The organism is Mucilaginibacter gotjawali (assembly GCF_002355435.1).
Taxonomy (GTDB): Bacteria; Bacteroidota; Bacteroidia; order Sphingobacteriales; family Sphingobacteriaceae; genus Mucilaginibacter; species Mucilaginibacter gotjawali.
The window spans coordinates 4,562,954-4,589,524 of the sequence record NZ_AP017313.1 but is presented as its reverse complement, the minus strand read 5'-3'; the positions used below and the strand labels follow the sequence as shown (position 1 = coordinate 4,589,524).

General features: G+C 43.3%; 21 protein-coding genes. 9 read left to right on the top strand and 12 right to left on the bottom strand.

Translation table 11 applies throughout. The features are described from left to right. Positions 1 to 78: 78 nt before the first annotated feature. The 6 genes from MgSA37_RS20210 to MgSA37_RS20185 all read right to left on the bottom strand — a co-directional run bounded on the left by MgSA37_RS20210 (position 79) and on the right by MgSA37_RS20185 (position 8,382). Entirely contained in the window at positions 79 to 900 is an 822-nt protein-coding gene (locus tag MgSA37_RS20210) for an energy transducer TonB (protein WP_096354488.1), read from the bottom strand. 64 nt (positions 901 to 964) lie between these two features. Beyond that, positions 965 to 1,363, bottom strand: a complete 399-nt coding sequence (locus tag MgSA37_RS20205; protein WP_096354486.1) for an ExbD/TolR family protein — start codon at positions 1,361 to 1,363, stop codon at positions 965 to 967. Beyond that, positions 1,360 to 2,067, bottom strand: a complete 708-nt coding sequence (locus MgSA37_RS20200; RefSeq protein ID WP_096354484.1) for a MotA/TolQ/ExbB proton channel family protein — start codon at positions 2,065 to 2,067, stop codon at positions 1,360 to 1,362. The genes MgSA37_RS20205 and MgSA37_RS20200 overlap by 4 nt, the downstream gene beginning before the upstream one ends. 16 nt (positions 2,068 to 2,083) lie before the next feature. Beyond that, positions 2,084 to 3,136, bottom strand: coding sequence for an HU domain-containing protein (locus tag MgSA37_RS20195; RefSeq protein ID WP_096354482.1), 1,053 nt, complete (start codon positions 3,134 to 3,136; stop codon positions 2,084 to 2,086). Between the two features lie 296 nt (positions 3,137 to 3,432). Next, on the bottom strand, positions 3,433 to 5,247 hold the full coding sequence (locus tag MgSA37_RS20190; RefSeq protein ID WP_096354480.1) for a TonB-dependent receptor: 1,815 nt from the start codon (positions 5,245 to 5,247) through the stop codon (positions 3,433 to 3,435). 12 nt (positions 5,248 to 5,259) lie between these two features. Beyond that, positions 5,260 to 8,382: a tetratricopeptide repeat protein gene (locus tag MgSA37_RS20185; RefSeq protein ID WP_096354478.1), complete on the bottom strand. Its 3,123-nt coding sequence runs from the start codon at positions 8,380 to 8,382 to the stop codon at positions 5,260 to 5,262. Between the two features lie 210 nt (positions 8,383 to 8,592). Between MgSA37_RS20185 and MgSA37_RS20180 the strand changes: the two genes are divergently transcribed. Further along, on the top strand, positions 8,593 to 9,687 hold the full coding sequence (locus tag MgSA37_RS20180) for a hypothetical protein (RefSeq protein ID WP_096354476.1): 1,095 nt from the start codon (positions 8,593 to 8,595) through the stop codon (positions 9,685 to 9,687). Between the two features lie 779 nt (positions 9,688 to 10,466). On the opposite strand, the gene MgSA37_RS20175 is transcribed toward MgSA37_RS20180, so the two are convergent. The 5 genes from MgSA37_RS20175 to MgSA37_RS20155 all read right to left on the bottom strand — a co-directional run bounded on the left by MgSA37_RS20175 (position 10,467) and on the right by MgSA37_RS20155 (position 15,561). After that, positions 10,467 to 11,678, bottom strand: a complete 1,212-nt coding sequence (locus tag MgSA37_RS20175) for a BamA/TamA family outer membrane protein (protein WP_096354474.1) — start codon at positions 11,676 to 11,678, stop codon at positions 10,467 to 10,469. A 98-nt stretch (positions 11,679 to 11,776) separates the two neighbouring features. Continuing rightward, entirely contained in the window at positions 11,777 to 13,003 is a 1,227-nt protein-coding gene (locus tag MgSA37_RS20170; protein WP_096354472.1) for a BamA/TamA family outer membrane protein, read from the bottom strand. A 102-nt stretch (positions 13,004 to 13,105) separates the two neighbouring features. Beyond that, positions 13,106 to 13,909, bottom strand: a complete 804-nt coding sequence (locus MgSA37_RS20165) for an alpha/beta fold hydrolase (protein WP_096354470.1) — start codon at positions 13,907 to 13,909, stop codon at positions 13,106 to 13,108. Positions 13,910 to 13,947: 38 nt separating this feature from the next. Further along, entirely contained in the window at positions 13,948 to 14,856 is a 909-nt protein-coding gene (locus MgSA37_RS20160; protein WP_096354468.1) for a serine hydrolase, read from the bottom strand. 186 nt (positions 14,857 to 15,042) lie between these two features. Next, a complete protein-coding gene (locus MgSA37_RS20155; protein WP_096354466.1) occupies positions 15,043 to 15,561 on the bottom strand; it encodes a hypothetical protein in 519 nt (172 codons plus the stop codon). Between the two features lie 344 nt (positions 15,562 to 15,905). Between MgSA37_RS20155 and MgSA37_RS20150 the strand changes: the two genes are divergently transcribed. The 8 genes from MgSA37_RS20150 to MgSA37_RS20115 all read left to right on the top strand — a co-directional run bounded on the left by MgSA37_RS20150 (position 15,906) and on the right by MgSA37_RS20115 (position 25,211). Beyond that, positions 15,906 to 18,287 carry an ABC transporter permease gene (locus MgSA37_RS20150; protein WP_096354464.1) on the top strand — a complete coding sequence of 794 codons (2,382 nt, stop codon included), beginning with the start codon at positions 15,906 to 15,908 and terminating at the stop codon, positions 18,285 to 18,287. A 124-nt stretch (positions 18,288 to 18,411) separates the two neighbouring features. Next, complete coding sequence (locus tag MgSA37_RS20145) at positions 18,412 to 19,182, top strand: Type 1 glutamine amidotransferase-like domain-containing protein (protein ID WP_197706028.1); 771 nt, start codon at positions 18,412 to 18,414, stop codon at positions 19,180 to 19,182. Between the two features lie 82 nt (positions 19,183 to 19,264). Further along, positions 19,265 to 20,446, top strand: a complete 1,182-nt coding sequence (locus MgSA37_RS20140) for a chromate transporter (protein ID WP_096354463.1) — start codon at positions 19,265 to 19,267, stop codon at positions 20,444 to 20,446. A gap of 94 nt (positions 20,447 to 20,540) precedes the next feature. Beyond that, positions 20,541 to 20,783, top strand: a complete 243-nt coding sequence (locus MgSA37_RS20135) for a hypothetical protein (RefSeq protein WP_096354461.1) — start codon at positions 20,541 to 20,543, stop codon at positions 20,781 to 20,783. After that, positions 20,777 to 21,145 carry a type II toxin-antitoxin system VapC family toxin gene (locus tag MgSA37_RS20130; protein ID WP_096354460.1) on the top strand — a complete coding sequence of 123 codons (369 nt, stop codon included), beginning with the start codon at positions 20,777 to 20,779 and terminating at the stop codon, positions 21,143 to 21,145. The genes MgSA37_RS20135 and MgSA37_RS20130 overlap by 7 nt, the downstream gene beginning before the upstream one ends. A gap of 56 nt (positions 21,146 to 21,201) precedes the next feature. Then, complete coding sequence (lpxK, locus tag MgSA37_RS20125) at positions 21,202 to 22,335, top strand: tetraacyldisaccharide 4'-kinase (RefSeq protein ID WP_096354458.1); 1,134 nt, start codon at positions 21,202 to 21,204, stop codon at positions 22,333 to 22,335. Beyond that, entirely contained in the window at positions 22,298 to 23,119 is an 822-nt protein-coding gene (locus tag MgSA37_RS20120; protein WP_096354457.1) for a purine-nucleoside phosphorylase, read from the top strand. Before lpxK ends, MgSA37_RS20120 begins: the two co-directional genes overlap by 38 nt. After that, positions 23,112 to 25,211, top strand: coding sequence for a putative porin (locus tag MgSA37_RS20115; protein ID WP_232010695.1), 2,100 nt, complete (start codon positions 23,112 to 23,114; stop codon positions 25,209 to 25,211). The genes MgSA37_RS20120 and MgSA37_RS20115 overlap by 8 nt, the downstream gene beginning before the upstream one ends. A 99-nt stretch (positions 25,212 to 25,310) precedes the next feature. Here MgSA37_RS20115 and MgSA37_RS20110 read toward each other — a convergent pair whose 3' ends face one another. Beyond that, on the bottom strand, positions 25,311 to 26,492 hold the full coding sequence (locus MgSA37_RS20110) for an asparagine synthetase B (RefSeq protein ID WP_096357623.1): 1,182 nt from the start codon (positions 26,490 to 26,492) through the stop codon (positions 25,311 to 25,313). Positions 26,493 to 26,571 lie beyond the last annotated feature (79 nt).

The following is a 26,571-nucleotide window of genomic DNA, read 5'->3' as shown; positions in this document are numbered from 1 at the left end:
TCCGTAGACCATGGCAAAAATAGGGTTTTGGAAGCAAAAAGTTATTGATAATGGACCGTGGTCTATCGGACCAAATAATCAATCCACATCAAATTTAAATACGATCTGGCCTTTTTGGTTGCCATTAGCCGGGGAGGATGATGTTAAGTGAGAGTTTTTTACGGCGCTGATACATCGGTTAATCAGGTCGAGGTCGCCCATACGTGTTTTCCGGTCGGCATGTGCCTCAACAATATTGCCGCTTGGGTCAATGGTAATATCAATAACTACACGGCCTTGCATGCGGCTGCTATTTTTCACATCGGGCATACTAACAAAACTCCACTGTGTGCCGCTTACGCCGTTGCCATTACCGCCATCCCCATAATTATTTGCCAGGGGAGAACCATTTTTGCTGCCCTGGTTGCCTGGTGTGGTAGTGGTGCCATCGCCCCCGCCTGATCCGGTTTTAGATGGGCCATGGTATAACGCGTTTTGGTTTACTACTTCTTTATGAACGGGTTTGGCCGGCGTGGTGGCGACTGCTTTACTCGCTTTTTTTGAATTGGCGGCCACTTCCGGCGCATCCTCGTTTGTTTGGGTAACTACCTTTTCGTTGCTGGTAGCTACCTGGCTTTTTTGCTCGGTGGGTTGGGCCTGGGTAACTTTTGATGGTTGCGTATGATTGGCTTTGGGCGATACCGAGGGCTCTTCCACACTGTTAATATCATTCCCCATTCCCGCCTCGGATGTGCCGTAATTTACCAGGATACCACCCGTACCATCATCCTGGATGGGGGGATCTTTAAAGATGATGAAATAACACAAAGCCATCATTACAGCAAGTATAATACCTGTTGCTAAAAAGGCCTTTGGATAATTATTTTCTTCCTGGTGTTCCATTGTTAGTTCATGGTTCATGGTTGATGGTTCATAGTGTTTTGCGGCTTTGCCATGAACTATGAACCATCAACCATCAACTTCTTTATTTCGGTATCGTTGCTAAAACGAGTTTTATATTTAATTTATTTGATATATCCATCACCTCAACAATGTCCTGTATGGCCACTGTTTTGTCGACATGTAATATAATGGTGAGATCGGGCGAAATGTTTTTATAATTTGTCAAAGCGGCCGGCAAATCAGCAAGTGCAATAGGTTTATTATCTACTGTGTACTGCAACTCCTTGCTGATGGTAACATTCAGCGTTTTTTTCGAGATCGGTTTTCCCGATGACGATTTTGGCAGCAATAACTTGATCACATTGGGGTTGGTTAATGTTGCCGCTATCAGGAAAAAAAGGAGCAGAAAGAACATAATGTCGTTCATGGCAGAGGTATGCACCTCAGCCGAAACGCCCCTTTGTCTTTTTCTTAAATTCATTTGCTCGGTTCCTCTAAAAGATCAATAAATTCAATAGCGTCTGTTTCCAGTCTCAGGATCACTTTCTCCACCATAATGTTCAGGATATGGTAGCCTACATAAGCTACAATACCAACCATTAAACCAGCTGCCGAAGTGATCATTTTTACGTACAAGCCACCTGATATAACGCCGATACTTAAATTTCCTGTTTCGGAGATATCATAAAAAATTTTGATAACCCCAATAATGGTACCCAAAAAGCCAAACATGGGGGCAATACCTGCTACGATGCCCAAAATGCCTATGTTTTTATCCAGTTTGGAAACTTCCAGTTTACCCACGTTTTCAATAGCGCCTTCAATGTCTTTTATGGGGCGGCCTATACGCAGCAAGCCTTTTTGCAGCATGCGGCCCAAGGGGGTATTGCTGTTGCGGCAAATGGCTTTGGCCGATTCAAGGTTGCCTGATAAAATACTTCCGCGTACCTGGATCATCAGGTTGGAATCATCTTTCGAAGCTTTACGGATGGTGAAATACCGTTCAAAAAAAATCACCAGGCCCAATAATGCCAAAATACCTATCGGTACCATTACCCATCCGCCTTTTACCAGCAGATCGCCAAAACGAATTTCATGGTCGGCAGCTACTTGCTGGCCCGCGGTTTTTGCTGTATCAATTAGCTTGTGTGCTGTATCGGTTATCTGCTCGAATAATAATGTCATTGTTGTGGTTTTATTTCTATTGGGTTTTTACTTCTAATGGCTGGTGACGCCAGTTTTTGTTTATTCGCCCGGTTATCAATAGTGCGTTTATTAATGAGTCGGCTTCATGATAAGTTTTAAAAGAACCGACAGATACTTTTATAAGCGGTCCGGGCGCGTCCGTTATAATGTAAGCATTGAGCCCCATTGATTTAAGATATTTGACCCGTTCATTCGCTTTTCCAAGATGTATAACTTTATCTGCGACTGCTTCAAACCTCGATGGTTTAACAGTATCTATCGGTGCTGCCGTTTTTTTTTTATTTGTATCGGTTAAGGCCACTGTTTTTTTTGCAGTATCGGGTTTTACCACCGGCTTCGCGGCGGGTGCAACCATTGCAGTTTTACCGGTAACTTTATTAAAAGCCTCTTTTACCTTGTCAAATGCCGACGGATAGAATTTATAGAATCCAAACACTGCAAGTGCCAAAACCGCCACCGCTATCAACACGATCAGCCAAACGCTTATCGTCTTTTTGGGCTCAACGTCCTCTTCATAGTATTGCGGCTGCGGAACAGGTTTAACATAAGCCGTACTTACGGCTGTGGCTGGTGCCTGCGGCGCAGTAACGGATTGCGTTTGATTGACGACCGGTTTTTTTGCATCCACAGGCACCGGCGTACCAATTTTTGGTATGTCAACCGGTGGATAACCATAAAACGCAGGATCTGCAGGTATGCGGTCGTTGGGTTTAAAAACAAGCTGGCCCTGTTCCGTAAAGAAGGACCCAAGGTCAGCGAATAAGTATTTCCCCCTGGCTGCATCCTCCTTTAATTTGCTGATAAACTTCTCGACAAAATACTTTGACGATGCCAGCGATATGTTTTTATTATCAGCAACATACTGGGCAAAGGTATCATCTTCTTTAATTTCAGGCACAAACTTTACCTGGTGATGCGGCGGGTAAAACCTGCCTTCGCTATCACTATAATAAGCTTTAATACGCAAACGCACAAAATAGCCAAGGCCCGGAACGCTAACTTCGTCCTGTTGCCCTAAAAGTTCACTTAAATAATCGGCTAAATTCATTTTCGCTAAAGTACAGTTTATTATAAAATATTAAAACCCGGTGCGCCTTTCTCGTTTAAAAGGTTTTAAATTTAACAACATCTGTAGCTACCCTCTTTACCGCTTGCGGAAGAGAGGGTCGACCAGCGTAGCGCAGTCGGGGTGAGTAAACTCGCCGCTATGCATTGGCGCTAATGTCCGCCGGGTTGACTCACCCGGTCTTTGCTACGCTCGACCACCCTCTCTTTTGCAGGCAAAAAAGAGGGTAGCTGCAATTATCTTTTCTTTTTTTGAACGCCTGGGCGTTTTACAATTTATCAAAATTTATAGCCAACGCCGCCAAATATATTAAATCCGTAGTCAGGATAATATATCCAGGTTTGATTTGTTCCGTTTAAAATATTGTTTATATGTACAAATACTGATAATCTTTTGGTTGCTTTATATTCCACTTCGCCGCTCAAATCAACAAATGAAGATATCGTAGTAGGCGCCAGGCTGCCGGTGGTCGCAGGGTATGGATCCATAGCCGATCCGCGTATAAACATCGATCCGCTCACATTAACCAGGTTGCTGATATGGATAACGGTACCCGCTGTCAGTTTGAAGGTAGGCAGGTTCCATGGCTGGATACCGGCGGGCATTTGGTATTGCTTAAATTCTACCCGTCCAAAAATATCCAGATCGTCCGATGCTTTGTAATCCAACTCGCCGTTTAAACCGTTAACCCGCGATTTGCCGTTAACGTAGATCACCGTGAAACGGTTATACCCGGTTGCAAAATCAAAATTGTTTACAAACAAAGGCATATCTTTTACCTGGTTGCGGTAAATCGTCGCCTTAAAACCTAAGCCCGGCAATATCGTGCCTTTTAAACCCGCCGCAATGTCCAGTTGGTCAACCGAGTTTTTGATCGCGATATTCTGCCCGAGAAATGGGTTGGTATTCGAGAAATCAAGTAACGATGAGCGGTTTACATCGCCCTTTGCCTCTACAAAAATGCGCAGGTATTTAGGGATCAGTTGTAATTCGAGTTTTGCCGCCGGGAAAATGTGGAACGATGATGTGAACCCAAAGTTATCGACGATGTTTACCCCAGCTTCAATTTTATAACTGTCGCCCTGGAATTTTAAATAGGGGTTGAGCCTTATGAAGCTGTTATTATAGTTATAAGCGCTGTCCTGCTGGGTGGCCACGTCGATGGAACCTGCAAGCCCCGCATAAAACTGGTTGATGGTTTCGTTTAAAAATCCGGACAGCACTACATTGCTTTCTTTAGCCTGGTAGGCATCGTTATACATATAGCCGCTCAACTTAAGCGCGTAAGTAAAGTCGTTCGGAACGTCTTTATAGTTTTTAGTCAGTTCGCCCTGCGCGCTGATGGTGCTGAAGTGTTGTTTGTCCAGCTGCAGATTTGCCGGAGGAAGGTTGGTTTGGTCGAAACCATAAAAATAATTACCCCTGTAGTTATAATTGATGCTGCCGCTTAATGAGGTTACCTGGCCAATGCTTTTGCCAAAAATGCCCGCTTCCTCGCGGTTCATTTTCTGATCGGGCAAGGAGCCACTCTGCGCAAAATGTTTTAAATAGCCGCCAAATTGCAAACCCTGGTCGCGGCCATTGTTAAAATAAGCTTCGCCAAACGTAGTTTTTAAACTGCCAAGGCCAACTTTAACATAGTTATTATTCAATACCGAATCCTGTTCTTTCGGCATTTTCATAGCGTTAAAAGGTTTGATATCTGTATTTAGTTCCAGGCGTTTATCAACCGGGAAATAAGTTAACGGTGCCTTAAATGGGGTTTTATCCTCCAGGTCGGGGTTGATCCTGATCTTTACCGCATCGGCCAAAACAGGTTTATAAGCAGTGGTTACCACAATTTCTTCCGTCAGGCTATTGCCGCTTAAGGGCATTTTTTTGGTGGTATCAGTTTTAACTTTCGCCGCTTCATCTCCAAGGCCTTTAGCTGAGGCCTTTTTTACCGGAGCTGTTTTTGCAATAGCTGCCGGTTTTTTGCGAATAACTTTCGCCGCAGGCTTTTTTGCTTTTTTGTGCTTTATTTGCGCATCAGCAGGAACAAAGTATAATGCTGATAGTAAGGTAAGCAGTATATAGATGTATTTAAATTTCATTGCTTGTCTTATTTATTCTTTGTTATCCTGTTTCTTCACCCCTGTAGTATCCGACTTCATGTTTCGTTTCTTCACGCCGGTTGAATCTGATTTTATTTCGGTTTTGTTTCCCGGGCTTAATTGATCCATTTTTTGTTTGGCGGTTGGTAAAATATCGTCGTCGCCTTTATAATTATCAATAATACTCTGCAGCGTAGCTTTTGCCTGGAAATTATCTTTCAGCGCCACATAATTATCAGCCAGCAGGATAAAGGTTTTCGTTACCCAATAATCATAGTTTGGCAGGTCCTTCACCAGTTCAAAACAGGTTTTCTGCGATGCCTTGTATTTGCCTTTAAGGTATTCAATCCGGGCAACGTTGTATTTTGCTTCAGCGGCGGCCACTGTTTTGGTATTTGTAACGGTATAAGTAAATTCAACTACAGCTTTTGTGGTGTCGCCCTTTTGCAGGTAAGCCTGGCCAGCGTACAGGCCCGTTTTAAACTTATCTTCCTGCGCGGTTTTTTCATTTTCGCGTACCAGTTTTACGTAATTCAGCGCATCGTCAGGCATTTCCATCTGGGAGTAGCAAAGCAGCAGGTTGTTTATGGCGAAAGTGTAGTCGGCCTTATATTCCGAATTTACTTCCAGTTTTTTAAGGAAAACAACCGCTTCGTTATACTTCTTTTGCGAGATATAAAGTTTGGCCATGGCAATCAGGGATTGCTCAGTATAATTACTGGTCCAGTCGTTTAAAATAACGTTATAGTCATTAACCGCTTCCTGTGAGCGGCCAAGGTTTACCAGGCTTTGGGCCCTGATGAACCGCGCCCCTTTTTCGTAAATGGGCTTGGTTGGGAATTTATCAAAATAAGCATTCACGGCACCCACTGTGCCATCCCAATCACCCCTGGCATACAGATTATTTGCAGAGGTGTACATAATGTTTTCCTGGTCGGCCGTGGTATAGTTTGCAATAGGCACTGTAGCCGCATAGCTAATAAACGTTTGCCCGTCGCCCTTATCGGTGTAGATCTTTTCGATTTGCTTAAGCGCCTGTTTGGCCTCATCGGTTGAAGAATAATCCTGCACCACCTTTTTGAAAGATTCAATCGCCAGGTTATCGTTTCCGGCATTATAGTCAATCAAACCTACGGTAACCAATGCACGCGGCACATAGCTGCTGGTGGGGTATTTCTGGATCATATCCAGCATCGCGCTTTTTGCCTTGAGTGTGTCGTTCTTTACATAATAAGTGTAAGCTATCTCAAACGATGCATCATCAGCATAGTCAGATTTCGGGAACTTGCTCAAAACATCGTTCAGCGTGCTGATCTTGGTATCAGGTGCACCCTGCAACCCCTGGATCATACCCCGTTGAAATAAGGCGTAGTCTTCACCCTGGCTGCGCCGCTCAATGATCTTGTTATAATAGTCTAATGCCCTGCTATAGTTCTTTAAAACAAAATAGCTGTCGCCCAGGCGGGTGATGGCATCGTTTACAGTATTGGCATCTTTTTCGTCGCCATCTAAAAACTTTAGGAAATAAGTAGCGGCGGTTCTGTATTTTTCGCCGCCAAATGCCGCATAAGCCAGTGCGTAATTGGCGTAATTGTAAACCGGCGTTTCCGGAGCATCCGGCATGTCCAAAAATTTCTGGAAGGTTTCAACCGATTCGTCGTATTTGCGAACCTCGTACATGGCTTCAGCCATCCAGTAAGTGGTTAACGTAGCAATATGCGAGTCAACCGGGTGTTTTAATGAACGCAGGAATATGCCGATGGCGTTCTCAAAAGCGCGTTCGTTATAAAACTCAAGACCACGGTAATAGGTAACCTTTTGGTAAGCCGCCATAGCGCTGGCTGATTTATTGGGGATAGGTTCCAGTATATCCACCGCTTCGGCATAATTGTGCGAATTAAGTAATTCCTCGCCCAGTAACGTTTTTACTTCGTCGGTACGTTTAGCTTTTGGGTAATTTTTTAAATAAAGCCTGGTTGCATCCAGTGCCTGGTTGTTGTAATCCAGCTCGTAGGATAACTTGGCATACTGGTATAACGCGTCTTCCTGCAATTGCCTGTCAAAGCTGAGCTTTGATGCCAGGAAGAAAGCACTGCGGGCGCTTTGTTTGTTATTTAACCTCAGAAAAACATCGCCCAGGGTATAATCCCCGTTCTGGCTAAATACATCATTTTGTTGTTGTAGTTTCTCCAGTTCGGTAGCGGCTTTGGTATAGTTGGCTACTTTATAAAAAGTGTAGCCCATTTGGTAGGTATCCTGGGTGGTCTGTGTTTTGCCGAGGTCCTCGTTTTCAAAACGGGTATAATATTTGGCCGCGTCAGCATAATTAGCTTTCGCGAAATAAGAAGCGGCGATCAGCCGCAGCATTTCCCGTTCGTTTTGCTGATGGGTTTTGTTGAGAATAGGCACCGCGTAACTGATCACATCATCATAACGGTTGTCAAGGAAGTAAACAGCTGTAATGTAATAAGGATAGCTGTTCTCATATTTCTTCGAGTTTTTTAACCTTTGGAAATTTACCAGCGCCAGGTGATAATCCTTATTCATGTAGGCAATGTAGGCAAAGTAATAGGTAGCGTCGTCGGTATATTCCGAGCGGCGGCCTTTTACTTCGCTGAACAGCTCCTGGGCGTGCTTATAGTCATTGGTTGAAAAATAAGCATACCCTTTACGGAATTTGTATTCCGTATTTTCCCGGCCGCTTAACTCATCGGCCTGTACCTTATCAAACCATTCCAGGGCCTCGGCCCATTGCTCGCGTTTTGAATAAGACTTCCCGATCTGGAAATAAGCCAGGCGCGTGAAAGGGTTTTCAGGATGTTCTTTTATAAACCGCAGGAACATGCTCTCGGCATCGTCATTTTCGAGTTCAAGCGCACACAAAGCTTCGTAATATTGGGAATTCTCTTTTAAAAGGGTTAATTCCGATTCGAAACGCGATTGGGTACCGGCTTTAAGTTTTGATTGTTCAACCAGCCGGAACTGTTGCGCAGCGGCAACATACTCGCCTTTATCAAGCAGGTCTGTAGCCGCATGATAGGTATTATAAACCTGGAACGAGGGGTTTTGCTGGGCGTATAATCTGGAGGCAAGAAATAACGGGACAATAAAGGCGACGTATTTGTATTTTATCATAGGGCGCAAACTAACGATGTTCAAAAATAGCTAAACGCATTAAGCGATTTCCACAATAGTAATGCACATACTGTGGAGAACATTGGTTTGTTAACGGATAGAATCAGAGGGTTGGTATTGGTGTGGAAAACTTTAGGGTTGTTAAGATGAGTAATTTGTTGGTTAAATTTGATAATTCTTTGCCGGGATTTTCGTTATTGGTCAACAAAAATGAGCAAGCTTTTTTTCATCTTTTTAATATTTACAGTACTGGTTTTAACCGGTTTTAAGCATGCTGAGATCCAAAACGATTCAATTATATTAAAGGATGAACAGGTGCCTGTAACGCCAAAGGAGTTTTATATAGAAAATGTTATTGATGAGCGCGGAGATAAAAACGGCATACTATGGTATGCTTCAATACTCGGACAAAGCGCCACCGCTATCGGTAAGCCCTATGATTTCGCGGGCGGCGGCTTCGTGGCCATTAAACGGTTTATCAACCACAATCTGCCAAAAAACAAAGCCCTCAGGCCGGTTATTATCCGGCTTAAACAGTTTAAAGCAGGTGAACTGGTGTTGGAGGATGGACACGTTAGCGGTGACGTTTCAACAGTAATGTCATTTAGCTTGCTGCGGGAGGACGGCGACACCATACACCTTGTTGATTACAATGGTAAGATACAATATACCCGGAGCGGAGGCCCTGTACAGGATGCTGAACCAACTTTACGGCATTCGCTGGCAAACGCCCTGATTTATCTGAACACCTGGATGAATAAACAGGCGGCAACCAATATCAACCTGGCAAAAACGGTAAAGGTTACCTTTACCGACTACACAGAGAAAACCGAAGGGGACACGGTTTATTATTCGTTTACCAGGCCATTAACCTGGGCTGATTTTCATGGAAAAGTGCCTCAAAGCAGGTTTGACGCCGAGGTGTTTGCAACAATAGGCTATAACGAAAAAGCTACGGTTATCAACGGCGCGATCAACCTTGAACTGGACATAAAAGTTTGTATACCCAAAAACGATTGCTGGGTAAAAGCAGGTATGCAAAATGATTATGCTTTAAACCATGAACAACGGCATTTTGATATCGCCAGGATTGTGGCTGAACATTTTAAACGGCGGATAAGGGCTGAATATTTACCGGTGTCCAATTATGACGGACCGGTTAACGTGGATTACCTGGATGCCTACAGAGAAATGGACAGTTTACAAAAACAGTATGACGAGGAAACCAATCATGGTGGCGATCACGCCGCACAGGAGAGATGGAACGAACGGATTGATAGGGAGCTGAAAACGTTTAAACGTTAGTTTTTGGGCCAGGTAAAATCAGCCAGTCACTTTAATATTATGTAGCCAATTTATGCCGGTAACATCATTCTGCAGTAAATTCTGGCTTTACTTGTAGTTCGATAAAACGGAGAATTGAATGAAGATCGTAAAAACACGAAAAGGAGTCAGGGCTTTTTCGATTTTACAAAGAAGTTTTTTTTGCATTTAGCGCAATAATATTTCTTATATGGTAATATAAACCAAAGCTGTTTTAATAACCAACTCCTGCGCACCCGAAAATGAAAAGGCTCGCCGCAAATGGGGCAATATTTTTTTTTATTGATACTTGCTTCTTCGCTCAAAATTCGCTGTTGTTTACCGGGTTAGAAATATAAGAAATTTATTCGCCAATTGTTTTGCTACAATAAAAGTAAAACACAAAAGTGCTGTAATTTATTGGGGGGAATTTGAAAAATAGATAATTGTGAACAGAGATTAGTGCCAAACATAAAATTTACGCCTGCAATTGAGGCATAAATATCTCCTTAACGGAAGAAAGAAAAGTAAAGTTTTTACTAAAATACCGCGATGAATCCGGGTGTCGCAAACAGTGTTGCACTTATGGCAATGATAAACTTTTCGGTCGGTTTTCTCTAAACTACCTCTGTCATGCAATGAAGCAACCATAGTATCAGGGAATTTGATTATAAAGCAATTTTAAGCTAATCAAATATAATAAACTTTTTTCAATATGGAAAATAAATATTATAATTTGTAATTGCCTTACAATCTGATGGTTGCTGTATTTTTCAAATATATCAAAACGCTTCGCCAAGCGCTAAATTGATATCCGAAAATCCGTTGCTTATACCATAGTCAATACAGATATTGGTATTGGATTTTTTGTTGAACTTTATACGTAAACCGGTGCCGCCTGCAGGGTTTAAATAAGCAAAACGGTGGCTGTTGGCTTGACTGGCTGAGTTGATATTGGCAAACAAAACAAATCCAAGCAATCCGTTGCGGGTGATATCTCTGCGGTATTCAGTTTCAAAATATGCCAAAGCTTCCCCACGGTACCTGTTCTGTTCAATGCCGCGCCCCGAGCGCTGGTAGGGGTCGTTACCGATGCTCGGCAGCATGAGATACGGAGTGCCTGTAGAAAGGGTTGTCCAGTAGTATGCCCAAAATGCAAATTGGTTTTTTAGCCCTGAATTGCTTACCGAGATATATTTTCGCAGATCGATATACAGCGAGCGCGAGTTATTGTCGCTTCCCAGGAGCTTGGTATTATTGCGGTAAATAATATTTGCGAAGGCGCCAGGGAGCGGGTTAAATGAATTTTCGCGCGTGTCATACAATGCATTAAAAGTAATAGCCGACGAAAATGAATTTACGCCCTGGGCTGTACCATATTGATAGTTGGTGAAATTGCTTAGCGGAGTGGCAGGTATTGTATTGATATTGATGAAATAATCCATATTATAACCAACGCCGGCGTACAAATATGGGGTTATTCGTTTAAGCAGGCTTTGATAAAAACGGATGTAATCATAATTCACCAATAGTTTATTTCCTTCCGGCTGACCGCCACCCAGGCCCCAGGTGTATTGGGGGTAAACCAAAAAGCGGGTGTCACCTTGTATGTTGTACGAATTGTCGGTGAGCCAGATGCTTGAATGGATAGGCAACCCATAACGTCCTTTTAAATTAAAATACGGCGCAAAGGTGACGCTTGAAATATAGGTGGTTTTACGGGGTCCCAGGTAAAAACCGGCAGTTGTAGAAGTTACCAATGCTTTGCTTCCACCGGGTACTGAAGAGGATATAGGAAGAAATGAAAAATAAATCTGTTTTTTTTCTTTGTGATTTTTCCTGGGGGTAAACCGGAAAAGCGACCGGCCTATATCGATCAAATCCTTTTGACCAGAGGTATCAATATCTGTTTTGTTAGTGGTATCAACAGGAACCTGGGCGCGAACCGCAAATGCTGCAATGCAAAAAAGGAACGCCAATAAAATTTTTTTCATTACTCATATAAGAAAAATTTCAATTTTTTGTTTGGAGTTGATTAAACGCAAACAGAATATATAAATTAACAGGCACGATACCGGGATTGATGATGTGCTTAAAATGCTTCGCCAAGTCCCACTTTTACGGATGAGTAATCTTTGCTAAAACCATAATCAATACAAATATTGGTATCCGATTTTTTGTTGAACTTGATGCGTAAGCCGGTGCCGGCTGCGGGGTTCCAGTAAACAAAACGGTTGCTTTTTAGCTGGCTGGCCGAGTTTACATTGACAAACAAAACAAAACCCAGTAAGCCATTGTGGGTTATATCGCCGCGGTATTCGGTTTCCAGGTCGAATAACCTTTTGCCGCGGTACCGGTTTTGTTCAAAACCCCTGCCTGAGCGATTATAAGGATCCATGCCGATTGCCGGGAGGTTGAGATATGGTGCGCCGGTAGTGAGGGTGGTCCAGTAGAAACTCCAGAAAGCGAGTTCGCTTTTTGGGCCGCCATGGTTAAGCGAAATATATTTGCGAAAGTCGAAATATAATGACTGCCAGCTATTATTGCTGCCAAACACCACACCACTATAGCGATAAACCACATTTGCATAGGTACCCGGAAGCGGGTTAAGGTCGTTTTTCCGGGTATCGTAAAGTAAGTTTATGGTAGGGCCCGATGAAAAAGAGTTTTTATCGGTTGATGTACCAAATTTGTATTGGGTAAAACTACTGATGGTATTGCCATTGTTAATGCTGTTGTCGGAATTTTCGATATCAATATAATCATCAAAGGCATAGCCGGCGCCAACAAAAAAATAGGGTTTGATTTTTTTTAGCGCGGCCTGGTAAATGCGGATATAGTTATAGTTTACTAAAAACCGGGAGCTTTCGGGCTGCCCGCCGCCCAGGCCCCAGGTAAATTGGGGGTAAACCAAAAAACGGGAATCGCCCTGGATAACCCATGCATTATTGCTGAGCCAGATATTCGACCGGACAGGCATGCCATATCTTCCTTTTAAATTTGCATACGGCGCAAAAGTAACGGTTGATAGATAAGTGGTTTTAGGGTCGCCCAGGTAAATGCCGGCGGTAGTGGAAGTAACCAGTGCCGAGCCGCCGCCGGGGATAGATGTAGAAACAGGTAAAAATGAGAAATAAATTTTCTTTTTTTCATCAAATATCACAGACCTGGGTTTGTCTTTTATAAGCGCACGCGCAATATCAATGAGATCCTTTTTGCCGGTAGTATCAAAACTAAAATGGCCTTTATCTATGGGGCCCTGTGCCAAAAGCAAACAGGGTATAAAAAATAAAAATAGCAGTAAAACAAATTTCCCCATTGCCAAATAAAAACCAGCCTTTCTCCTTTGTAAATGAAAGCATTAAAAAACACTTAACGAAGGAATTTGTAAAAATGTATGGCACCTGTTCAGTTAAAAAAACTACTGCGCCAGGAATTTAATTACAGCATATGAAAACTCCCTTGTATGAATTGCCGTGTTGTGGTTTCCGGGGACATAGGTAAGGGCCGAACCTGGGATCAGTTTATTCAACCCGGTTTCCGATCCGTTTTCCTTATCCTCTGTTCCACGGATAATTAAAACCGGAATTTTTACTTTCGAAAGCTCTGCCGGGCTTGTTGATGGCTGGTATTTTTGCTGAAGCGCCAGGGCAAGTTCATCAAAATGCTGGCTGTGGATGTATTTTACCATATCGTCCACGTCATGAAGGGATGTATCGCCCATTAAAGCGCGGTAGGCGTGCACACGTCGTGGCCATTCCGGATTGGTATAGGCATCACCCATGCCGCCCATTATTGCTTTATGCAGCCTTTTGTCCAGCACCAACAATCTGGATGCAATAATTGATCCGCGCGAATAGCCAACGACGTCATATTGTTTAATATGCAAACAGGTTACCAGGCCGGTAATATCTTTGGCCTCGGCATCGTTGGCATAGGCACTTTCATTATGCGGTTTGTCTGAACGGCCGTTGCCGCGCTGATCGATGAGGATTACTTTATAACCTGCTTTCAGCAGATCGTCATAAAATACGCAGGTTTTTAGCCCCTGCCCGTTACCCGAAAAGCCGTGGATCAGCAAAACAGGATAGCCGTCGCCTTTTACTTCGTAGTATATTTTTGTGCTGTCGAAAGAAGTAAAATAATGCCCTTCGTCTTTTGGCTGTGCAAATAGCCCCGAACTTAAACAAAGCAGGAGTATGAAGACCGGCGTATATTTTTTCATTTTAGAAGATAGATTTGTCTAATGTTAAACGCATAAAATTATTCATCCTTCATAAATTTGTCTATTCCTGCGGCCGGTTTCCAGTCGCTTTTTGGTTCAAAGTAGTGCCATAATAAAGCGGATACTTTACGGATCAGTTCATCTGCTTCATTATCCTGCGTCCAGCGCTGGTCCTTATTATGGTTGGTGATGATGGAAAAAACATAATCGCCATGCGGCCCGTTTACCAATACAGTTTCCGACCGGTAATCGTCAAGCGCACCTTGCTTGGATATCGTATGGATATACGGAGGGATTTGCGAAAGCGCTGTATTATCCCAAAAGATCCGGCCCATATTCCTGATCATTCTTTCGCTGGCGGCAGGGCTCACCGCCTCTTCGTTGGCAATCATGGTAAAAAGGCGGCACATTTCAAAGGGCGTAGTAACCCCCCATCCATACCTGGCATGCATAGCGTCGCGGCCGGTAGCTCGCGAGTTATCGCGCATTACTTTAAAGCCATTAACATCCAGCCAGTTGTTGATGTAATCTGTTCCCACCAGCTTTTGCAGCCATAAACTTGCCGTATTATCGCTCATCGTGATCATCAGCAGGGCAACTTTACTTACCTCTATCGTATCCCCGTCTTTAAATGAACCCAAAATATCTTCGCCTTTATACAGCAATGAATCGCGGTACACCAGTTTCTGGTTGTAATTTATCAGTCCCTTTTCAATTTTGTCCATCAAACCGCATTGTATACTCACCTTTATCATGCTGGCAGTCGGGAACAGTGTATCGGCATTTAAGGCTGCAGTTTTACCACTTTTCAGGTTATGTACATATATACCCACCTGTCCGTTAAATCCTTTTACAGCATCCTGCAGCATGGCATTTAGTTTAGTATCAGTTTGCGCAAAGGCAACTGATGTTATAAATAACATCAGGGCCAGAAGTGTATGCCTCATCTTTCGTTTTTAATTTATCTAAGGTATAAAAGCAATCGGAAAGATAAAATATTTGCCAAAGTAAATATGCCATTTGGTTATCGCGAAGCCGTTCTTTTTAAACACAGGGCTCCCGGATTTTTAAAAACAGCAATAAAAAAACCGGGTATTTTGCCCGGTTTTTTTATTGCTTTATTAAAAGTTGTATTAATTAAAACGATAGGCCAGCCGCAATGCAACCTGTCCCAGGTTTCCACTTTTTGTCCAATCCTCATACCTGATACCAGCTTCAAAACCGCCATTAAAAGAATAGCCGATACATGGGGCAAAAGCAAATGCAGTACCACCACCGCTTTCTGCTGAGATGGAAGCGCCTACTTGAGCCTCACCAAAAAAGCCCTCAGAAAAGTAGTATTTTAGTCCTGCTTTTAGCGGAACAAAACCCATAGATGATTTTGCACCAAGCGAAGTCAGCGAGCTTTTTACAAGGAAAGATTCATAGCCTGCCGAAAAAGTAACAAAAAAATCAGTAGATGCCAATGCTTCGTACTTAACCGAGCCGCCGATAGCGAAATTGTACACATTGCTGGCATTTCCGGTAGGTAAGCCGGCATCTACCCCGATACTGAATTTACTTTCCTGGTTTGATGATTTGGACGCAGTTTGAGCCATACAGCTGAAAACAGCTGCACCCAACAATGCAAATGTTAATAGGTAATTTTTCATGTCAATAGGTGTTAATGATTAATAAATTATTGCATATCTCAGTATGAGATTAATGTGCAATAATAGGTGCTGGCTAAAGGTTGAGAAATGATTGCGGGCACGCTGTAAAATGAGTGTTATCATAACGGTTTCGCAATATAACATCCTAAGAAGCTTTAAAGGATTTGCACTTCTTTCATAACCGTACATCTACTGTATCAAAAACGTACAATAAAGTTCCTGATAAATGTGATTAACTAATTGATAATCAGTTTGTAATTGGTTTGGCATTTTCTTGGCTGAATACGATAAGGTTTGGAAACCCGTAAATGCTAAGATCGATCAACGACTAATAGCCAAGGAACATGATAAAGAACTATTTAAAAATTGCCTGGCGAAACCTGCTGCACAACAAGGTTTATAGTTTACTTAATATTTGGGGACTGGCTGCCGGGATGGCTGTGGCTTTGATAATTGGTTTATGGGTGAATTATCAATACAGTTATGATCAGTTTTTGCCCGGTAACGGGCAGCTGTACCAGGTAATGCGCAATTACAACAGCAATGGCGATACGCTTACCTTCTCGTCCACATCGTTAAAACTTGCTGATGCCCTTCGTCATAATATCCCTGAATTTGCCCATGTTGCCGAAACTGATGGTTGGGGCGCCCATGGCCTTATGGTTGGTAATAAGAAATTTTACTGGTATGGAGTACAGGCCGGCTGCGATTTTTTAAAGATGTTCCGCTACCCTTTTATTTATGGAAATGCTGATGCAGCGTTAAAAGATCCTTTTTCAATTGTGCTAACGGAATCAACAGCGAAAGCTTTATTTGGAAACACAGATCCCATCAATAAATTGATAAGGGTTGATAACCATGATAATTTAAAAGTTACAGGAGTTATTAAAGATATTCCGGCAAACTCAACCTTCCAGTTTAAATATGTTATTCCATTCAGCTATTACGAAGCAACGCAGCGCTATGTGAAAATGGCGCGCACCGGCAGCTTTGGCAATAACAGCTTCGCGATTTATGCCGAACTAAAACCCGGCGTTTCATTAGGCGCTGTATCAGCCAAAATACGGGATATAGAAAAGGGCGAAAAAGATAACATCAACGCAATGAACTCCAATGTTATTTTGTACCCCATGCTAAAATGGCACCTGTTCAGCGATTTCAAAAATGGAAAAGCGGCTAGCGGCTTTATCGACTATGTCCGCATTTTTACACTCATCGGCGCGCTGGTATTGCTTATAGCCTGCATCAACTTTATTAACCTGTCGACTGCCCGTTCTGAGAAGCGGGCCAGGGAAGTTGGCGTGCGCAAGGCCATCGGCTCACAGCGTAAAGATTTGATCTTTCAATTCCTGATAGAGTCGTCGTTGGTTACTTTTATTTCATTTTTGTTTTCGATACTATTGGTGCAGTTAGCTTTGCCGGCATTTAATTCACTCACAGGTACGCTGATCTCCATCCCGTATGCAAACCCGGTATTTTGGATTTTTATGCTGGTATGCGTTTCACTCACCGGCATTATGGCTGGCAGCAGGCCGGCATTTTACTTATCATCATTCAATCCGGTCAGGGTATTAAAGGGCGCCATCCAGGTGGGCAAATCGGCTTCAGTATCGCGCAAAATATTAGTGGTTACACAATTTAGCTGCTCAATAGCTTTAATTATCAGTACCGCCATCATATACAGGCAAATTCAATATGCCAAAGACAGGCCAATCGGTTACCAGGTCAGCCGCTTGATGGCCACTGATATGAATGCAGACCTGGCCCGCAATTTTAACGCACTTAAAAACGATCTTCTTCAAACCGGTGCTGTAACGGCATTGTGTACATCATCAAGCCCGGCAACCACTGTTTGGTCGCATACCGACGTGGATATGTTTCCCGGCAAGCGACCCGGCGAAACGGTTGAAATGGGGAGTATAACGGTTTCCGATGATTATTTTAAAACATTAGGCATGCAAATGCAATCGGGACGTGATTTTGTGCCAGGCTCAAAGGCGGATACCAGCAATGTAATATTTAACGCAGCTGCGATTAAAAGGCTCCGGCTTGATAACCCTGTAAATCAGCTCATCACCTGGGGTGGACAAAAATTCCGGATCATCGGTGTAGTAAAGGATGCACTGATGAACTCGCCATACAGCGCTGCCGACCCAACGATGTTTACCTTTAGCGCTAATGGTCCGAATGGCAATTTGTTATACCAGTTGTCGCCCAAGATGAATGCGCACGCAGCAGTAGAAAAGATCAGCCCCATCTTTAACAAATACAACCCGGTATACCCATATGATTACCGCTTTGTGGATAAACAGTATAATGAGAAGTTTAGCCAGGAGGAGTTGATAGGTAAGCTGGCCGGCATTTTTGCTGTTCTGGCCATATTTATTTCGTGCCTCGGTTTGTTTGGGCTGGCTGCGTTTGTTGCAGAACAGCGCACCAAAGAAATTGGTATACGAAAAGTATTGGGCGCCAGCGTAAGCCAGGTATGGCTACTGCTGTCGGGTGATTTTATTTTGCTCGTTACGATCAGTTGTGTGATAGCCTCTCCATTGGCTTTTTATTTTTTACAAAAATGGCTATTGAAATATGATTACCACATCACCATTGGCCCGGGTGTATTTATCATATCAGCAATTGCCGCTATTGTTATTACTTTAATTACGATAAGTTTCCAGGCGATTAAAGCCGCAATTGCAAACCCGGTAAAAAGTTTGAGAAGCGAATAGATTGAAGGAAAGAGTTTTAGTTTTAGTTTATTTTAGGACGAATCCCGGCAAAATATTTGCCGGGATTTACTTTTTGTAAAGCAATTGCTAAAATTTATATATTGCGGCACAATTATACCCCTGCATGAAGAAGATCAGTTTTGCCCTTATATTTATATCCCTTTGTTATACTGCTATGGCCCAAGTAAACACCCATACACCAGCTACCCGCACAATTTTTGCTTACGGCGGCCAGTTTACCAAACCATTTATGCGCTATGTGATCGCCTTAACAAAAAAACAAAATCCAAGAATTTGCTTTTTGCCTACTGCTACCGGCGATAATGCCGCTACCATCGTGTCCTGGTACGAGGTGTGCCAGGACCTGCCGATGCAGGCTTGCGTTCAAAAAACTTTTATAGCTTCCTATACCGAACCAAAGACTTTTGAAGAAAACCTGCTGAGCATGGATGCCATCATTGTAAGCGGCGGCAATACCTTGAACATGCTGGCCATATGGAAGGCGCAGGGCATTGATACCGTGCTGAGAAAAGCCTACAATAAAGGGATCATCATGGCAGGCGGCAGTGCCGGCTCGTTATGCTGGTTTGATGGGGGTACAACAGATTCCCGGCCGAAGAATTTGGCTATTATACATGGTTTGGCATTTATTGCTGCCAGCCATTGCCCGCATTACCAAAGCGAACCTATGCGCAAACCGCTTTATTTCGACAATATTTTGAGAGGCAGGCTAAGCCCGGGTTACGCTATCGACGACCTGGCCGGCGTGGTTTTTGAAAATGAACAATTTGTGCGCACTGTAGCTATTGATGATAAAAGCCATGCATACTATGTCTCTGTTGTAGATGGGAAGATCGACGAAAAGATGTTGCCGGTAGCTGAGATCATTAAGTAAGAGTTATCGGGTGTGTTTGTTTTGACCGGAATTTTGGGAGTTGAGGTGAAAATCTATTATCTTTAGGTATCAGTACCAGAAAATGGAAAAAAATATATCAAACCAGGTGCCAGTTTATTCCATTTATGAGCTTGTTAAATACTTCTTAAAGTTGGGCACCTGGGGCTTCGGCGGGCCGGTTGCTTTGGTTGGCTATATGCACCGCGACCTGGTTGAAAATAAAGGTTGGCTTACCGAAGAAGAATACAAAGAAGGCCTTGCGCTGGCGCAACTGGCGCCCGGCCCGCTGGCTGCACAGTTGGGGATCTATATCGGGTTTGTTCACCATAGGTTTTTAGGGGCCACACTTGCCGGGCTGGCATTTGTGCTGCCCTCATTTTTTATGGTGGTTTTACTGGGCATGGCTTACCAGCTTTACGGCGGGCTTGCCTGGATGCAGGCGGTGTTTTATGGGGTAGGGGCGGCGGTGATCGGCATCATCGGGATGAGCGCCTATAAACTCACTATAAAATCAATCAGCAAATTTGAATGGACTGCCGTAAAATCAAAATGGTTGTTATGGCTGTTTTATATTGCTGCCATTTTGATAACTGTAATAACGGAACAGGAGCAAATTTTGCTTTTTATCGGCTGCGGTCTATTATACATGGTGATTAAGGCACCCCCGCGATGGATGAAAAAGCCGGCTGTTGCGCCCGCGGGCCTTTTACTCGGCATAGGTTTCTGGCGCTACGACGATAAAACCCTGTGGAATATTGCCTGGTTTTTTGTGAAGGCAGGCACCTTTGTGTTTGGCAGCGGTTTGGCTATCGTTCCCTTTTTGCATGGTGGAGTGGTTAAAGATTTTGGCTGGTTGAATGAACACCAGTTTGTTGATGCCGTTGCCGTGGCCATGATCACCCCCGGCCCGGTAGTGATAACGGTTGGGTTTATTGGGTACCTGGTAGCCGGTTTCCCCGGCGCATGTATTGCAGCTTTGGCAACTTTTCTGCCTTGTTATCTTTTTACGGTCGCACTGGCGCCTTCGTTTAAAAAGATCGCCAAAAATGCCAGTATCAAAGCATTTGTGGATGGTATTACCGCTTCGGTAATTGGTGCGCTGGTCGGATCGGTTATTGTTATTGGCATGCGTTCAATTGTCGATATTCCGACAGCGGCGATTGCTTTGGCTGCGGTTTTAGCCCTCATCTACTTTAAAAAAATGCAGGAACCTTATATTATTGGAGTGGCAGCGATTGTTGGGTTATTATTAAAGGCATTGTAGGTGTTTCTGATTTCCGGCATAAGGAGTTTGTATGGGTTTGAATTTTGCCCCTGAATTATGTATATTTGTTTTACGCACAAGAACAGAGAGAATAATGTACAAGCAAGCTTTAGTTCCCGATAAAAAAAATCACAGCATTGATATACCCGAAAAATTCTTTGGAAAAAAGGTTGAGGTGATTGTAGTGGAAGTAGGTAATGCAAAAAAAGAAGTTCATCCTTCGCCGCCCCAGGGAAAAAAAATCAATGTAAATGAATTATTCGAAAGTTTTGGCGCGGCACCTGATTTCCCCTCGATTGAAGAAATAAGGGACAAAGCCTGGCCTTCCAAATGGTGATTTTTGATACTAATATTCTTATTGAACTTTACAGGGGAAATCTTGCTGTAAAGGAAACGGTTGAGCAGATAAAATCTGAGGTATTTTACGTAAGTGCTATTACGACTGCTGAGTTTATTGTTGGCGCAAAAGATAAAGCCGATTTTGCGAAAATTGAAAAACAGCTAAATAAATATACAGCAATACCCATCAGCTCAGATATAACAGATATTTTTATTGATCTTTTCAAAACCTATACATTAAGTCATCGGCCAGGTATCGCAGATACGCTTATTGCATCTACCGCACTCTATTATAACCTTCCCCTTTACACGCTTAATAAAAAACATTTTCAATTTATCCCTGGTATTGAGTTGATATAGTCCGAAGTCTAATTTTAATCCCCAATAAATCCCTTTTCCTATCTTTACAGCGAAATATGAAATACCTGCGCTGGCTTTTATTACCTTTTTCGCTCTTGTACGGGCTGGTGGTTATTATCCGCAACTGGTTTTATGATGCGGGATTTTTTAAAAGCTATCAATTTGATAAACCGGTAATTTCTATAGGTAACCTTGATGTTGGCGGTGCAGGCAAAAGCCCGATGGCTGAATACCTTATCCGTTTATTAAAGGATGATTACAAACTGGCTACGTTAAGTCGTGGATACGGGCGGGAAACAAAAGGATATTTGGTTGGAGAATCAAGAATCAAGAATCAGGAGTCAGGAAAAGAAAACGAAAATTCACAGCTCACCACTCACTACTCACTACTTTCCAACCAAATAGGCGACGAACCGGCTCAGTTCAAGCACAAGTTTCCTGATATTACGGTGGCCGTTTGTGAAAAGCGGGTAGAAGGACTGAACCAACTGCTGCCGGAACACGACCTGGTAATTTTAGATGACGCCTACCAGCACCGGGCCGTTACGGCGGGCCTGGGTATTTTGCTGTTTGATTATAACCGGTTAAACGAACCTCATTTGTTATTGCCAGCGGGTGACTTGCGCGAACCGTTCAGTGGGCGCTGGAGGGCGCAGGTGATTGTTGTAACCAAATGCCCGGCAACGCTAACTAACGGTCAAAAAGAAAATGCTTATCAAAAGGTAGCGCCGGGTCCTTACCAGCAATTGTTTTTTTCGACCATTGCTTACCAGCCATTGCAGCGTTTAGATGGTAAACCTGTAAATACCGGGATTGATAAGGATACTACCGTGTTTTTACTGACCGGTATTGCCAATGCCAAACCACTTTTGCAATACTTAAATGGGTTTACCACCCATGTTATTCATCATAAATATCCCGACCATCACCCGTTTACCTTGAAAAATATCACTAAACTTGCCGCTGAGTTTGTTGCCTGCAAAACAGAAAAAAAACTGATCATCACAACAGAAAAGGATGCACAGCGTTTAGAAGATTCGTGGTTCAGATGGCCTTTACCGGCAGACGAAAGTTTACCGGTTTTTGTGGTTCCCATAAAGGTTGAATTTTTGGACGAAAGCGGGCAACAATTTGACCAGCTAATAAACAACTATGTTAGAGAGCATACAACATACAACAGCATACATTAAAAGCCGTATTGGCGATTTTGAACCCGAAGCCGGCATCATCCTTGGCACAGGACTTGGCGGCCTGGTGAATGAAATTGAAGTTGAAAAACAACTGATGTATGCCAATATCCCGGATTTTCCGATCTCTACTTTAGAGTTTCATTCAGGTAAATTGATTTTTGGCAAACTTGCAGGGGTAAAAGTTGTTGCCATGCAAGGCCGGTTGCATTATTACGAGGGCTATACCATGAAGCAGATCACTTTCCCGGTAAGGGTAATGAAAATGCTGGGCATAAAATCCCTGTATGTATCCAATGCCAGCGGGTCGCTTAACCCCGAATTTAAAAAAGGCGGCCTGATGGTGATTGAAGACCACATCAACCTGCAGGGCGATAACCCCTTGCTGGGCAGGAATGAAGAGGAATTGGGTCCCCGTTTTCCGGACATGAGCGAACCTTATCAACGCGATTTGATAGTAAGAGCCCTGGATATTGCCAGGGCCAACAATATTACCTGCCATAAAGGAGTTTATGTTGCTGTAACTGGTCCGAACCTTGAAACAAAAGCCGAATACAAATTTTTACGCACCATAGGCGGCGATGCGGTGGGGATGAGCACCGTACCCGAAGTAATAGTGGCCAACCATATGGGTTTGCCTGTATTTGCCATATCGGTGCTTACTGATGAAGGTTTTAATGAAGTTTTAAAACCTGTTTCGCTGGAAGAGATATTGGAAGTGGCCAGGGCTGCCGAACCAAAAATGACAATGATACTTAAAGAATTGATAGCCGGTAAAGATGCCTGAGAAGTTTAAATATATTATCCTGTTACTGATGTGCATATCGGGGCAAATTGTTTTTGCCCAATCGCCGACAAATCCGAATAATCCAACTTATCCCGGGCAGCAGCGTAAACCCAATTTTAATGATACCACTACCTCCAAACCTGAAACTGCCGACCAGCAGCTGGATTCGTTGCGGAAAAAAATGGACAGAAGGAAGGATTCAGTAGTTTTTAACTCGAAATTTATCAGGGTGACTACTGAAAAGCTGTTAAGGGATAGCACGCAGCTATTCAGGCTGGATACGAGCGTTGTGAATTTTGAGAATTACAGCCCGTTGCTGCAGCCGCGCGACCCCAGGATTAGCCTTGGTTACACCGGGGAGCCCCAAAGGAGCCTTTTGTTTTCACCATCAAAAACCATTGGATTTGACGTGGGACAGCATGAGCTTGATCCTTACTTGTTAAACCCTGAGGACATTAACTATTACCGCGCAAGGGTGCCCCTAACGATACTTGATTTTGTAACAGGCGGCCATAAAGAGCAGATTTTAAAGGTTACCCATACTCAAAATGTAAACCCACAGCTAAACGTAGGTTTTAATTTGAACTTTACAGGTTCACAGGGCTATTATGGCAGCGCATTGCTGGGCCAGAATGTAAGTAACGTAAATGCTGCTTTTTTTAGTTGGTACGAATCAAAAAACAAGAGGTATAATTTGCTCACTAACCTGATTTATAATAACTTAAAGTCGCCCATAACGGGGTCCATCTTATCAAATGATACGATATTTGTAGAGAAAAACCCACTGGCAGCAACCGATGAGATTTCCCGTTTGCCCAATACCTATGAACAGTGGACGGGGACCAGTTTTTACTTAAAACAATTTTATTATATCGGCAGGATTGACAGCCTTAAAAAGAAGGGCGCCAATTCAAGTATTTTACCAACGCAGCGCGTTGCTTATACGTTTTTTGTTGAAAGTAAAAAATACAACTTCAGGCAAAATGACGCGGACACATATAACGTGTTTCCTGATTATTATTTCGATTCAAATTATGCCCGCGACTCTACTACGGTGCACCATTTGCAAAATAGTTTCTCCTACAGTTTTTATTTGAGGAGCAGGGGCGATAAGCCGGTAAAAAACGAGGCTAAACTGGACCTGGGCTTAACCCAGGACATTTATTCTTATAACCAGTATGTACGGGATACAACGTTAAATCAATATGGCAGTAAAGTAAACCTTCCTGTAAAACAGCAGAGTAATTCTTTCCAGGATATCACTTTGAACGGTAAAATAAGTTATCGTTTCAGCGACAGGTTATTGCTTGAGGGCAATGTACAGCAAATAGCGGCCGGCCGTGATTTTGGCAATTTTTTATATGACGCCAAATTAACACTTGCCGGAGGTGGCAAAGTGGGTAAAATAGTTTTTGAAGGGTATACACAAAGCAGCGCGCCGCCGCTGGTTTATACAGATTGGGTATCCGATCACTTTATTTTCCACAACAAATTCAATAATCAAAAAACCAATAGTATCTCATTCAATTATATAAATGACGCCCTGCGGTTTGATTTGAAGGCAGAGTACTTCCTGATTGGCGATTATTTGTATTTTGCGGCACAAACCAATGGTATAGATGCGCACCCGGTTCAACTTGGCTCCGATATTAATTTATTAAAAGTGAGCGTGGGTAAGAGCCTGTCGTACCGGCATTGGCATTTTGATACCTATGCCGTTTATCAAAAAACAGATTACCAGGCAACCTTGCGCACGCCCGAGTTTTATAATTACAGCAGCCTGTATTACAAGGGGATGTATTTTGATGTATTGAATACCAGTATTGGCATTGACGTGCGCTACAATACTCAATATGTAGCGCCATCCTATGCACCGGGCCTGGGTCAGTTTTATAACGGCCCCAATGTTACTTTTTCATCCTTCCCGGTGGCCACCCTGTTTTTGAAAGCTACATTGCAGCATACCAACTTTTTTATCATGTATGATTATGCCAACCAGGGACTGCTAAGTAAAGGTTATTATACCGTTTACAAATACCCGCAACAGGACCATTTGTTAAAGTTTGGGGTGTCATGGGCGTTTTATAATTAGCGGCCAAGACCCCCCACCCCCCTAAAGGGGGAGCTTTTGATTTGCAGGATGATTAAACGCCCTTTAAACTCCCCCTTTAGGGGGCCGGGGGGCTGTTCTTTAGGTCTTCTGCTTCTTCTTCCTTGCTGCGGGGAACAATACATTATTCAGGATCAGCCTGTATCCCGGTGAATTGGGGTGTAATTTTAAGTCGGTAGGAGGGTCGCCTACAATGTGCTGGTAATCTTCAGGGTCGTGGCCGCCATAAAATGTCCATTGGCCCTTGCCATATTCGCCGTGGATGTAACGGGCTTCATTATTGCTTTTCATTTCGCCCATAATGGTAACGCCGGGCTTCAGCATTTTTTCGTTAAAGGCAGTAGTTAAACCCATAAAACCCTTGATCACTTTATCATGGTTTTGGGTGAGCATACTGGGCACTACATCCCATTTTGCAGAGAAATCAAACAACGTAAAAAAATCTTTTGTACGGTCTGTCTGCCGGGTGGCAGTAACATCAATATTGCTGAACTGGTGCGACATGGGGTTCATATCCAGTGTAAAATTCTGAAAAGCGAACGTTTGCGTAAAGTCCAGTTTGGATTGCGCATCCGGGTCGGCGGCATCGCCGTCAAACATCGGTCCGCAAATGTCGGTATTGGCCGAAGCGAGCGCAATGTCAAAAGTATCGGTACCCGAGCACATGGCGAACAGGAAGCCGCCTCCGGCACAAAACGTCCGGATATTTTGGGCAACGGCCAGCTTCATTTGCGATACTTTTTTAAAGCCCAGTTTATGCGCCATGGCCTCCTGTATTTTCTGGTCTTCGTTATACCAGTCGGCAAAGCGGAAGGCGCCATAAAACTTGCTGTATTGGCCGGTAAAATCCTCGTGGTGCAGGTGCAGCCAGTCGTATTTGGGCAGGTCGCCGCGAATTACTTCCTCATCGTACAAAACATCATAAGGTATTTCGGCATATTTTAACACCAGGGTAACGGCGTCATCCCAGGGCAACTTATTTTTGGGCGAATAAACGGCAATTTTCGGCGCTTTTTCAAGCTTTACCACATCCATATTTACGGAAGGATCGCTTACTTCGGTAATGATCTGGTTTACTTTGCCATCGGGGATCACTTCGTAACTTACACCGCGGATCTTACATTCATCCTCAATCCGTTGCTCATATTTGGCAAGGAAACTGCCGCCGCGGTAATTGAGCAGCCAGTCAATTTCTTCACCGTTTTTGAGTACCCAAAATGCAATCCCGTATGATTTCAGGTGGTCCTTCTGGTCCTCATCCATAGGGATTAATATCGATGCAGCCCTGTTGATTAAAGGTAAAAGCAGAAAGGCGAAAGCTAAAAGGTATTTGGTGAAAGGC

What these genes read in the sequence shown, in the direction of transcription:
- MgSA37_RS20210 (WP_096354488.1), bottom strand. Translation starts at nt 900, where the DNA reads ATGAACCATGAACTAACAATGGAACACCAGGAAGAAAATAATTATCCA.
- MgSA37_RS20205 (WP_096354486.1), bottom strand. Translation starts at nt 1,363, where the DNA reads ATGAATTTAAGAAAAAGACAAAGGGGCGTTTCGGCTGAGGTGCATACC.
- MgSA37_RS20200 (WP_096354484.1), bottom strand. Translation starts at nt 2,067, where the DNA reads ATGACATTATTATTCGAGCAGATAACCGATACAGCACACAAGCTAATT.
- MgSA37_RS20195 (WP_096354482.1), bottom strand. Translation starts at nt 3,136, where the DNA reads ATGAATTTAGCCGATTATTTAAGTGAACTTTTAGGGCAACAGGACGAA.
- MgSA37_RS20190 (WP_096354480.1), bottom strand. Translation starts at nt 5,247, where the DNA reads ATGAAATTTAAATACATCTATATACTGCTTACCTTACTATCAGCATTA.
- MgSA37_RS20185 (WP_096354478.1), bottom strand. Translation starts at nt 8,382, where the DNA reads ATGATAAAATACAAATACGTCGCCTTTATTGTCCCGTTATTTCTTGCC.
- MgSA37_RS20180 (WP_096354476.1), top strand. Translation starts at nt 8,593, where the DNA reads ATGAGCAAGCTTTTTTTCATCTTTTTAATATTTACAGTACTGGTTTTA.
- MgSA37_RS20175 (WP_096354474.1), bottom strand. Translation starts at nt 11,678, where the DNA reads ATGAAAAAAATTTTATTGGCGTTCCTTTTTTGCATTGCAGCATTTGCG.
- MgSA37_RS20170 (WP_096354472.1), bottom strand. Translation starts at nt 13,003, where the DNA reads ATGGGGAAATTTGTTTTACTGCTATTTTTATTTTTTATACCCTGTTTG.
- MgSA37_RS20165 (WP_096354470.1), bottom strand. Translation starts at nt 13,909, where the DNA reads ATGAAAAAATATACGCCGGTCTTCATACTCCTGCTTTGTTTAAGTTCG.
- MgSA37_RS20160 (WP_096354468.1), bottom strand. Translation starts at nt 14,856, where the DNA reads ATGAGGCATACACTTCTGGCCCTGATGTTATTTATAACATCAGTTGCC.
- MgSA37_RS20155 (WP_096354466.1), bottom strand. Translation starts at nt 15,561, where the DNA reads ATGAAAAATTACCTATTAACATTTGCATTGTTGGGTGCAGCTGTTTTC.
- MgSA37_RS20150 (WP_096354464.1), top strand. Translation starts at nt 15,906, where the DNA reads ATGATAAAGAACTATTTAAAAATTGCCTGGCGAAACCTGCTGCACAAC.
- MgSA37_RS20145 (WP_197706028.1), top strand. Translation starts at nt 18,412, where the DNA reads ATGAAGAAGATCAGTTTTGCCCTTATATTTATATCCCTTTGTTATACT.
- MgSA37_RS20140 (WP_096354463.1), top strand. Translation starts at nt 19,265, where the DNA reads ATGGAAAAAAATATATCAAACCAGGTGCCAGTTTATTCCATTTATGAG.
- MgSA37_RS20135 (WP_096354461.1), top strand. Translation starts at nt 20,541, where the DNA reads ATGTACAAGCAAGCTTTAGTTCCCGATAAAAAAAATCACAGCATTGAT.
- MgSA37_RS20130 (WP_096354460.1), top strand. Translation starts at nt 20,777, where the DNA reads ATGGTGATTTTTGATACTAATATTCTTATTGAACTTTACAGGGGAAAT.
- lpxK (WP_096354458.1), top strand. Translation starts at nt 21,202, where the DNA reads ATGAAATACCTGCGCTGGCTTTTATTACCTTTTTCGCTCTTGTACGGG.
- MgSA37_RS20120 (WP_096354457.1), top strand. Translation starts at nt 22,298, where the DNA reads ATGTTAGAGAGCATACAACATACAACAGCATACATTAAAAGCCGTATT.
- MgSA37_RS20115 (WP_232010695.1), top strand. Translation starts at nt 23,112, where the DNA reads ATGCCTGAGAAGTTTAAATATATTATCCTGTTACTGATGTGCATATCG.
- MgSA37_RS20110 (WP_096357623.1), bottom strand. Translation starts at nt 26,492, where the DNA reads ATGGATGAGGACCAGAAGGACCACCTGAAATCATACGGGATTGCATTT.